Source organism: Xanthomonas sp. WHRI 8393 (assembly GCF_040203315.1).
Taxonomy (GTDB): domain Bacteria; phylum Pseudomonadota; class Gammaproteobacteria; order Xanthomonadales; family Xanthomonadaceae; genus Xanthomonas; species Xanthomonas arboricola.
Genome location: NZ_JBEGGL010000011.1, coordinates 43,654 through 52,380 on the forward strand (window position 1 = coordinate 43,654; position 8,727 = coordinate 52,380).

Genomic DNA, 8,727 nt, shown 5'->3' on the forward strand with positions numbered 1-8,727 from the left:
ATTGCCATGAACGATCCACGCCAGTCCTCGCACCCCGACCATCCGATGTATCAACAGATCCAGCGCGGCGTGCATGCAATCGATGCGGCACATGGACGCACACCCGACCAGACCAGCGACCGGCTCAGCGCCGCCCTGTTGCCGCTGGCCAAGGAAGGCGGCCTGTCGCGCGTGGATCATGTGCTGATGAGCGAGGCCAACAATCGCGGCGTACACGGTGGCGAAAACGTGTTCGTGGTGCAGGGCGACCCGGCCAACCCGGCGCATCTGCGCGCACACATGAAGACCGAGCAGGCATTGAGCACGCCGGAAGCGCAGTCGTTCGCACGCGCACAGCAACTGGCGACGCCAGGCGAACAGGTCCAGCAGCCCGAACGCACCCAGACGCCCCAGCTGGGCCAGTAGAACGGCCCGCAGCACAACGGCCGGGCGCCTCATGCCTGCAAGGCGCCCGGCGCGGCCCGAGCGCCGCCGCCCTCAGCCGGATACGCCGCGCAATCTCAACCAAGCCGGTAATGCGCGTGTGGCTCGCAAGGCAATGCACCGATCCAGACCAGGACGGCTCATTGCGGCATGACCGCGCTATGCGTGCAACGCGTCGCGGTCCGCCATCTCCGCTTCGATCTCGTCGGCGCTGCGCGCCAGCGCATCGGTCAGCACCCGATGGCCGTCGGCGGTGATCAGCACATTGTCTTCGGTGCGGATGCCGATGCCGCGCCACCTGGCCTCCACCGTGGTGTCGTCGGCGGAGATATAGAGTCCCGGCTCGATGGTGAACACCATGCCGGGCTCGAGCAGACGCGAGTCGCCAGCCAACCGGTAGTCGCCCACATCGTGCACATCCAGCCCCAGCCAGTGGCCGGTCTTGTGCCGATAGAAGCGCTTGTAATGGCCGTCGGCGATATTGCGCTCCAGCTTGCCCTTGAGCAGGCCCAGCTGCAGCAGCCCCTCGGTCAGGGTCTGCACCGCGGCCAGATGCCCGGCTTCGTAGGGCACGCCAGGGCGCGCCTGCGCCAGCGCGGCAGCCTGCGCAGCGCCGACCAGATCGTGCAGCGCACGCTGCGCCGGGGTGAAACGGCCGTTGACCGGAAAGGTGCGGGTGATATCGGCCGCGTAGCCGCGGTACTCGGCGCCGGCATCGATCAGCACCAGTTCGCCATCGCGGCTGCGCGCATTGTTGGCGCGGTAGTGCAGCACGCAGGCATTGCTGCCGGTGCCGACGATGCTGCCGTACGCCGGCCACGCATCGGCGGCGCGGAACGCGCACTCCACCTCGGCCTGCAGTTCGTACTCGTGCACACCCGGCCGCGCCAGCCGCATGGCGGCGCGATGCGCGCGCACGCTGATGTCGGCGGCGTGCTGCATCAAGGCGATTTCGTCGCGCGACTTGAACAGCCGCTGCTCGTGCAGCAGATGCCCGAGCTCGAGGAATTCGTGCGGCGGCTGCGCGCCGTGGCGCACCTGCTCGCGCACGCGCTTGAGCCAGCCGATCAGCTTGAGGTCGAAGTCGACATCGCGCCCGAAGTGGTAATAGACGCGGCTGCGCCCTTCCAGCAGGCCCGGCAGGATCTCGTCGACATCGTCGATGGGGTACGCATCGTCCATGCCGTAGCGCTCCACCGCGCCTTCCTGGCCCTCGCGCGGGCCATCCCAGGCCTCACGCTCGGCATCGCGCTCGCGGCAGAACAGGATCGCCTCGCCATGCTTGCGGCCCGGCACCAGCACCAGCACCGCTTCCGGCTCCGGGAAGCCGCTCAGATACCAGAAATCCGAATCCTGCCGATACGGGTAGTGGGTGTCGTGGCTGCGCACCCGCTCGGGCGCCGCCGGCAGGATCAGGATGGCCTGATCGCCGGCCATCTGCATCAGCTGCTTGCGCCGACGCGCGTACTCGGCCGCGCCGATCCCGGTGAGTTTTTTCATGGCGGTCGTGCGGTCAGTTCAGACGTTGGCGGAAGCGCGGCCCCATCACGCAGTCGCCATGCAGCAACAGCACCGCCACGCGCACGAACTCCTCGATCTCCGCCAGGGCGGTGTCGTCTTCGTCGGCCGCATCGAAATCGTCGCTGGACGCCTGCGCCAGCCGCGCCAGGTCCTGCAGCGCCTCTTCGCCCTCTTCGGTCAGTGCCGGGCGCTGCTGCGCCGCCAGGCCGAAGCCACCCAGAAAGGCACGACACCAGTCGAACAAGGCATCGGTACGCGCCGCCAGCGGTGCGCCGTCATCGATCAGCAGCAGTTCGAAGGCGAAATCGCGGTCTTCCAGCTGCGCCACCGTGGCCTGCCGCATCTGGTCCAGCGCCCCGCCCTGCCTGGGTGCCACCTGCGCGGTGTCGGCCAGGATGCGCGCCAGCCAGTCGCCGCTGTCGGCACCGCCGCCGGAGAGCCACCCGCACAGCCCGCCATGCAACTCCGCTGCGGAGGAAGCCAACTCCAGCTGGCGACTTTCGTTTTGCACAGCGGTTACATCGGGCAGATCCATCGGGTCATCCAGGCTGGGAACAGGAGGTGCCGGCGCATGGGCCGGCGATTTGACTTCCCAGTGTATCAAGGCACCCCGCGTCGGCCGCCAGCGGCGCGTTCCCTACGGGGTCCGCGCGCGTGGCGCCGGCCGCGCCGGGCGCGGTGCAAGCCCTTGTCGGGATTGGCCTGACGGCGGGTAAGCGGGCTGCGATCGGGCGCTTGACCGCCGCGCGCACGCGCCCCTATCGTGAGCGTATGGACAACGCCGCTGCCCTCGCCCAGATCCGCGCACTTGCCGCCCGTGTGGAGGCCCTGGTCGAGCGCAGCCAGCGGTTGACCGACGAGAACCGCAGCCTGCGTCACCAGCAGGAACAGTTGATCGGCGAGCGTGCGCAATTGCTGACCAAAAACGAACAGGCGCGCTCGCGCGTGGAAGCGATGATCGTGCGGTTGAAATCTCTGGAGCAGCACACGTGAGCAACAACGAGCCGGTCAGCGTGCGTATTCTGGATCGTGAATACACCGTTGGCGTCACCGCCGACGAACGCGAGAGCCTCACCGCTGCGGCGCGCCTGCTGGATCTGCGCATGCGCGAGATTCGCGGCAGCAATCGCATGGCAGCGGTGGACCGCGTTGCGGTGCTGGCCGCACTCAATCTGGCGCACGAATTGCAGCAGCTGCGCGATCAGCAAGCGTTGTACGACCGTGAACTGGCCAACACGCTGGACAGCTTGAATCGCCGCCTGGACAGCGTGCCCGACACGCCGCGTTGAGGTGCAGTTCGCACTGTCGTCGCAAATATGAACTTTCAATTGCGCCGGCCGACGAATGGGCTAGCCATCGCGCAGCAGAGGTCTATACTTCACCTGCGTTCTCTGCTGTAAACGACAGCGTGCAAAACATTCGCCTTGTCCCTTAATTACGACCACGGGGGCGCGACGAAGCCGGGAGTGCAAGTCCGCCTTGTAGCGGGAAGCCCGATGGCCTCACAACGTCCCCACTTGAACCCCGGGTTCAAGGTCGTTTCGCCCGCATCGTTCACGGCGGAGAATGCAAATCTGAAACGGCGCCTTCGGGCGCCGTTTCTTTTTGCGTGTCTGAAACGCACGGCACGCGCAGTTCGGCGGCGCCGCTGTTGTAATGACTACGCCAAGACATGCGTGCGTGCGCCGCAACGTTGCCAGTGCTGCACGCACGCGCTCAGCGACAGGCGAGAGACTTGCCGGCACCGGCGATCGGTGGGACACACGCAGCTAGGCAGGCGCGTCCACGCCATCGACAATATCCCTCCGCCTATCGCTGCGAGACGCCATGACCGACGACCGAGACGCCTTGCGCCAGCAGTTGCGCGCGCTGCGCCGCAGCCTGCCCGCAGCGCAGCGCCTGGCAGCCGCGGATGCGCTGGCCGAGCGCCTGCTGGCGCTGCCGTTCGCGCCGCAGACCGGCGCGGTGGCCGGGTACTGGGCGATGGATGGCGAAATCGCGCTGCATCGCTGGCAACTGAGCCTGCCGGCCGGCGTGCGCTATTGCCTGCCGGTGCTGGACGGGCGCGTCCTGCGCTTTGCGCCGTGGCGGCCGGGCCAGGGGCTGGTCAGCAACCGCTACGGCATCCCCGAGCCGGACGTGGCGCGCACCGCGCTGCTCGCACCCGAGGAGATGGCGCTGGTGGTGACGCCGTTGACCGGCTTCGACGCGCAGTGCCGGCGGCTGGGCATGGGAGGCGGCTGGTATGATCGGAGCTTCGCGTTCCGGCACCGCCAGACGCCGCCGCCCTGGCTGGTCGGCGTCGGCTTCGCCGCGCAGCAGCTACCCGCCCTGCCCACCGAATCCTGGGACGTGGCGGTGGATGCGATCTGCACCGAACACGCCACCTTCCTGAAAGACGACGCCGTTTCCGTATGACTGCCCGCAAGCGCTACTGGTTGATGAAGTCCGAGCCGGACACGTTTTCCATCGATGATCTGGAACGCGTCGGCACCGAACCGTGGAACGGCGTGCGCAACTACCAGGCACGCAACTTCATGCGCGACGGCATGCATGTCGGCGATGGGGTGTTGTTTTACCACTCCAACTGCAAAGTGCCGGGCATTGTCGGCGTCGCCAAGGTCGCCAGCGCGGCGTATCCGGACGACACCCAGTTCGATCCCAAATCCGACTACCACGACCCCAAGGCCACCCGCGAAGATCCGCGCTGGATGCTGGTGGACGTGGCCTTCGAGCGCAAGCTCACGCGCACGATCGCACTGGACGAAATCAAGCAGCAGGCCGACGCACTGGGCGAAGGCTTCCCGCTGATCGCCCGCGGCAACCGCCTGTCGATCCTGCCGGTGACCGCCGCGCAGTGGAAATTGTTGCTGGCGATGGAGTAGCCGGGAGTAGAGATTCGGGATTTGCGATTTGCAAATCCCGCTCAGCCCAGCCGCTCTTGCGATTCCCCAATCCCGATTCCCGATTCCCCAATCCCGAGCCCCAAAATGTCCGAAGCAAAACGCCTGGCCGCCGAAAAAGCAATCGATTACGTGGAAGACGGCATGATCGTCGGGGTCGGTACCGGTTCGACGGTGGCCTACTTCATCGATGCCTTGGGCCGCATCAGCCACCGCATCAAGGGGGCGGTGTCCAGCTCCGAGCAGAGCAGCGCGCAGCTCAGGCGCCATGGCATCGAGGTGCTGGATCTCAACCACACCGGCAATCTGTCGCTGTATGTGGATGGTGCCGACGAGTGCGACCCGAACCGTTGCCTGATCAAGGGCGGCGGCGCGGCGTTGACGCGCGAGAAGATCATTGCCGAAGCCAGCGAGCGCTTCATCTGCATCGTCGACCCGAGCAAGCAGGTGCCGGTGCTGGGCAAGTTCCCGCTGCCGGTGGAAGTGATTCCGATGGCGCGCAGCCTGGTGGCCCGCCAGATCCTGGCGCTCACCGGCGGTCAGCCGGTATGGCGCGATGGCGTGGTCACCGACAACGGCAACGTGGTGCTGGACGTGCACAACCTGCAGATCACCGACCCGGTGGCGCTGGAGCGCAGCCTGAACCAGATTCCCGGCGTGGTCTGCGTGGGCCTGTTCGCGCGTCGCCCGGCCGATGTGGTGATTGTCGGTGGCGAGCCGCCGCGGGTGATCTGAGCGATCGCGTGCAAGCACGCGCATACGCAGTTGCGGCCCGCGTTGCGAAGCGACAGCGGGCCGGACTCCTGTCACCTGCGATGACGGTACGCCGCACCACAGCGGCTTGACGCACGCGGCCGCTTGGCAGATGGTGCGGCATCCCCGCCCACTGGTATGCCGCATGCGCCGTCTTTGCTTCCTCGCCCTTGCGTTGTTGATCCTGCTCAGCGGCTGCGCCAGCAGCGGCGGCAGCTGGGTGGAACTGGCCGGCACGCGCTACCAGGTGGAGCTGGCGCAGAACGATGCCGACCGCGCCAAAGGCCTGATGTTTCGCGATGCCATGGCGGACGATCACGGCATGCTGTTCGTCCACGACCGCCAGGAACCGCTGGCGTACTGGATGAAGAACACCAAGATCGCGCTGGATATCCTGTATTTCGACAATGAGCGCCGGCTGGTCTCGCAGCAGCGCGACGTGCCGCCGTGTTCGGCCGGCGACGCCTGCCCGCCCTACCCCAGCAAGCGCCCGGCCCGTTACGTGCTGGAACTCAATGCCGGCCAGGCCGCCAGGCTCAACCTGCAGGACGGCGCCAGCCTGACCCTGAGCCCGGACATCCCAAAGCTCAAGTGAATCTCACGCGACAGGCCCTTCCTGTCAGGAAGTACCGGACTTGAACCACGCGCCGCTTGCCGACACTCTTGGCAGCATGGTCGACATGCTCCCACTTCCCCATTGGACCGCGCTCGCCAGCCTGGACGACGACGCAGTGCCGTTGATGTCCACCGCGCTGCTGATCGCGCGCGACGAGTATCCGCAGCTGGACGCCGAGCTGTACGACACGCTGGTGCAAAGCCACGTCGAGCATCTGCGCCGCGAGGTGGAGGCGATCGACCTGTGGCCGCTGAAGATGGCCGCGGTCAATCGCTACCTGTTCGACGAGCTGGGCTATTCGGGCAATCACGACGAGTACTACGACCCGCGCAACAGCTACCTCAACCAGGTCTTCGAACGCCGCCTGGGCAACCCGATCTCGCTGGCGATGGTGCAGATCGAAGTGGCGCGCCGGCTGGGCATTCCGCTGGCGGGCGTGTCGTTTCCCGGGCATTTCCTGGTGCGTTTGCCGGTGGACGACGGCGTGCTGGTCATGGACCCGTTCAACGGCGGCCGCCCGTTGGGCGTGGACGAGCTGCGCGAGCGCGCGCGTCCGCACCTGGGTGGCGAGATCCCCGACGACCGCGCCTTGGCGCAGATCCTCGACCCCGCACCGCATCGCGCGATCCTGATCCGCATTCTGCGCAATCTGCACGGCGTCTACGCCGATGCCGAGCACTGGGACCGCGCCGCGCGCAGTGCCGACCGCATCCTGAAGCTGGTGCCGGACCAGCCCGAGGCGTTACGCGATCGCGGCATGGCCTATCTGCACCTGGGACACCGCAATGGCGCACGCCACGATCTGTCGCGTTATCTGCAGCTCAATCCCAGTGCGCAGGACGCGGCCAATCTGCACGAGCATCTGGTCGAGCTGAACAGTCAGCGCGCGCGCGCGCACTGAAAACACAGCCTGCAAGGCCCTCGCCAGCACCATGCGAACCTGTGCCGGCGATGTTGTGGCGCGAAAAACGCAGCGATCCAGCTGCGCCGCCGAGGCACTAGAGCGGCGAATAAAACGTAGCGAGCGGTCGTCAGGTGGTGCGGACGGCGCGCTCAGAGCCGGAGTGTACGAGTGGTACATGCCGATCCCGCGCACCGCAGCGCCCGCCTGACGGCGGCGCAGTAGTTTTGTTAGCCGCTCTCAGTCGATCTCGACCATCTCGAAGTCGTCCTTGGTCACGCCGCAATCCGGGCAGGTCCAGGTGTCGGGAACGTCCTGCCAGGCGGTGCCCGGGGCGATGCCTTCTTCGGGGATGCCGTCGGCCTCGTGGTAGAGAAACCCGCAGACGACGCACATCCAGGTGCGGTAGGTGGTCGTGGATGTCTCGCTCATCGGATAATCGCGGTCACGCAACGGTGGGGCTGCATTGTCCCATCCCACCCACCGCTTCCGGAAGCGCTGCCATGTCCGACCTGCACAACGCCCGCGGCGTCTACCTCATCACGCCCGACGAACCCGACACCGCACGCCTGATCGCGCGCACCTTGCCGCTGCTGCCCGCTGTCACCTGGCTGCAGTACCGCAACAAGCAGGCCACCGCGGCGCTGCGCCTGGAACAGGCCAGCGCGCTGCGTCAGGCCTGCGCCGCGCACGCCGTGCCGTTGATCATCAACGACGATGCGCAGCTGGCACGACAGGTGGGCGCGCAGGGCGTGCACCTGGGCGAAGACGATGGCGAGGCGGCGGCCGCACGTGCGCTGTTGGGCGAACAGGCCATCATCGGGGTGTCGTGCTACGACGAGATTGCGCGCGCGCGCGCAGCGGTCGCGGCCGGCGCCAGCTACGTGGCCTTCGGCGCGTTCTTCCCGACCACCACCAAGGTGACCACACGTCGCGCAACGCCGGCGTTGCTGCAGCAAGCCGCAGCGCTGGGAGTGCCGCGCGTGGCGATCGGTGGCATCGCGGCTGCGCAGGTGCCCGGCTTGGTGGCTGCAGGTGCCGAGTTGATTGCAGTGGTCAGCGGCGTGTACGCCGCGCCGGACCCGCTCGCGGCAGTGCAGGCATATCGGACCGGGTTTGCACGCTAGCGTGGCGGCAGACGACAGACGTTACCCGCAACACGCGCAAGCGAAGACGCAAGAGACCGAGACTCGAGTCGAAGCGTCGTTTATTGGATGCAGTCAAAAGCTCGGTGGGTCGAGCGCGCGCTGCCCTCAGCGCTCGCGGAACACGCCGTGAATCCGTCCGTGGAGGCTGCTTGGCGGCATCCACGCCGCCAAGTGCCCCGCAATCGGCAAGGACACCGCACCGGGAGATTGGTCGGTGGCCAGGTGAAGAACCTGCTTGTCGCCAGACCTGCGTGAGATGCTCAGAAAGTCGTAGGGTGCATGCCTAAAGCCTGCCTGTTGCTCGAACTGCAACGGGGTTTCGGACGCGACGTCATCCGAACAACGCGCGTCATGCTCTGTTCTTAACCAGGCGCACCAACCCTCCCGACTGGTCCTTGCCCGCCCACCGTCGCGGGACCTTACGCGGCATGGATGCCGCGTAAGAGCCTACAGGGACGTACT

General features: G+C 66.9%; 12 protein-coding genes and 2 other RNA genes. 10 read left to right on the forward strand and 4 right to left on the reverse strand.

The features are described from left to right. Positions 1-6 precede the first annotated feature (6 nt). Positions 7-405 (forward strand): XVIPCD domain-containing protein, encoded by a 399-nt coding sequence (locus ABQ137_RS20510; RefSeq protein ID WP_024938113.1) that lies wholly within the window; start codon positions 7-9, stop codon positions 403-405. Positions 406-582: 177 nt separating this feature from the next. On the opposite strand, the gene ABQ137_RS20515 is transcribed toward ABQ137_RS20510, so the two are convergent. After that, complete coding sequence (locus ABQ137_RS20515) at positions 583-1,923, reverse strand: aminopeptidase P N-terminal domain-containing protein (protein ID WP_104568028.1); 1,341 nt, start codon at positions 1,921-1,923, stop codon at positions 583-585. A gap of 13 nt (positions 1,924-1,936) precedes the next feature. Next, on the reverse strand, positions 1,937-2,479 hold the full coding sequence (locus tag ABQ137_RS20520; RefSeq protein WP_024938111.1) for a YecA/YgfB family protein: 543 nt from the start codon (positions 2,477-2,479) through the stop codon (positions 1,937-1,939). A 236-nt stretch (positions 2,480-2,715) separates the two neighbouring features. Between ABQ137_RS20520 and ABQ137_RS20525 the strand changes: the two genes are divergently transcribed. From ABQ137_RS20525 to ABQ137_RS20560, 8 genes are all read left to right on the forward strand, one after another. Beyond that, positions 2,716-2,937, forward strand: coding sequence for a TIGR02449 family protein (locus tag ABQ137_RS20525; protein WP_024938110.1), 222 nt, complete (start codon positions 2,716-2,718; stop codon positions 2,935-2,937). Further along, complete coding sequence (locus ABQ137_RS20530) at positions 2,934-3,233, forward strand: cell division protein ZapA (RefSeq protein ID WP_228328532.1); 300 nt, start codon at positions 2,934-2,936, stop codon at positions 3,231-3,233. Before ABQ137_RS20525 ends, ABQ137_RS20530 begins: the two co-directional genes overlap by 4 nt. 96 nt (positions 3,234-3,329) lie before the next feature. Continuing rightward, positions 3,330-3,514: non-coding RNA, 6S RNA (gene ssrS, locus ABQ137_RS20535), on the forward strand. Positions 3,515-3,771: 257 nt separating this feature from the next. After that, the gene (locus tag ABQ137_RS20540) at positions 3,772-4,362 is read left to right on the forward strand and encodes a 5-formyltetrahydrofolate cyclo-ligase (RefSeq protein WP_102580704.1); all 591 of its coding nucleotides are present in this window, start codon (positions 3,772-3,774) and stop codon (positions 4,360-4,362) included. Beyond that, positions 4,359-4,829, forward strand: a complete 471-nt coding sequence (locus ABQ137_RS20545) for an EVE domain-containing protein (protein WP_046344161.1) — start codon at positions 4,359-4,361, stop codon at positions 4,827-4,829. The genes ABQ137_RS20540 and ABQ137_RS20545 overlap by 4 nt, the downstream gene beginning before the upstream one ends. A 105-nt stretch (positions 4,830-4,934) precedes the next feature. Beyond that, positions 4,935-5,582: a ribose-5-phosphate isomerase RpiA gene (gene rpiA, locus ABQ137_RS20550; protein ID WP_016903557.1), complete on the forward strand. Its 648-nt coding sequence runs from the start codon at positions 4,935-4,937 to the stop codon at positions 5,580-5,582. 163 nt (positions 5,583-5,745) lie between these two features. Then, complete coding sequence (locus tag ABQ137_RS20555) at positions 5,746-6,195, forward strand: DUF192 domain-containing protein (protein WP_046344162.1); 450 nt, start codon at positions 5,746-5,748, stop codon at positions 6,193-6,195. Positions 6,196-6,235: 40 nt separating this feature from the next. Beyond that, complete coding sequence (locus ABQ137_RS20560) at positions 6,236-7,117, forward strand: SirB1 family protein (RefSeq protein WP_046344164.1); 882 nt, start codon at positions 6,236-6,238, stop codon at positions 7,115-7,117. A 104-nt stretch (positions 7,118-7,221) separates the two neighbouring features. On the opposite strand, the gene ABQ137_RS20565 is transcribed toward ABQ137_RS20560, so the two are convergent. Both ABQ137_RS20565 and ABQ137_RS20570 read right to left on the reverse strand, forming a co-directional pair. Further along, positions 7,222-7,297: non-coding RNA, sX9 sRNA (locus ABQ137_RS20565), on the reverse strand. 60 nt (positions 7,298-7,357) lie between these two features. Next, complete coding sequence (locus ABQ137_RS20570) at positions 7,358-7,597, reverse strand: rubredoxin (protein ID WP_024938106.1); 240 nt, start codon at positions 7,595-7,597, stop codon at positions 7,358-7,360. Between the two features lie 23 nt (positions 7,598-7,620). On the opposite strand from ABQ137_RS20570, the gene thiE reads away from it, so the two are divergent. Further along, positions 7,621-8,244, forward strand: coding sequence for a thiamine phosphate synthase (gene thiE, locus ABQ137_RS20575; protein ID WP_349783467.1), 624 nt, complete (start codon positions 7,621-7,623; stop codon positions 8,242-8,244). The last annotated feature ends 483 nt before the right edge of the window (positions 8,245-8,727 follow it).

Coding starts and splice junctions, on each gene's coding strand:
- ABQ137_RS20510 (WP_024938113.1), top strand. CDS start 7: ATGAACGATCCACGCCAGTCCTCGCACCCCGACCATCCGATGTATCAA.
- ABQ137_RS20515 (WP_104568028.1), bottom strand. CDS start 1,923: ATGAAAAAACTCACCGGGATCGGCGCGGCCGAGTACGCGCGTCGGCGC.
- ABQ137_RS20520 (WP_024938111.1), bottom strand. CDS start 2,479: ATGGATCTGCCCGATGTAACCGCTGTGCAAAACGAAAGTCGCCAGCTG.
- ABQ137_RS20525 (WP_024938110.1), top strand. CDS start 2,716: ATGGACAACGCCGCTGCCCTCGCCCAGATCCGCGCACTTGCCGCCCGT.
- ABQ137_RS20540 (WP_102580704.1), top strand. CDS start 3,772: ATGACCGACGACCGAGACGCCTTGCGCCAGCAGTTGCGCGCGCTGCGC.
- ABQ137_RS20545 (WP_046344161.1), top strand. CDS start 4,359: ATGACTGCCCGCAAGCGCTACTGGTTGATGAAGTCCGAGCCGGACACG.
- rpiA (WP_016903557.1), top strand. CDS start 4,935: ATGTCCGAAGCAAAACGCCTGGCCGCCGAAAAAGCAATCGATTACGTG.
- ABQ137_RS20555 (WP_046344162.1), top strand. CDS start 5,746: ATGCGCCGTCTTTGCTTCCTCGCCCTTGCGTTGTTGATCCTGCTCAGC.
- thiE (WP_349783467.1), top strand. CDS start 7,621: ATGTCCGACCTGCACAACGCCCGCGGCGTCTACCTCATCACGCCCGAC.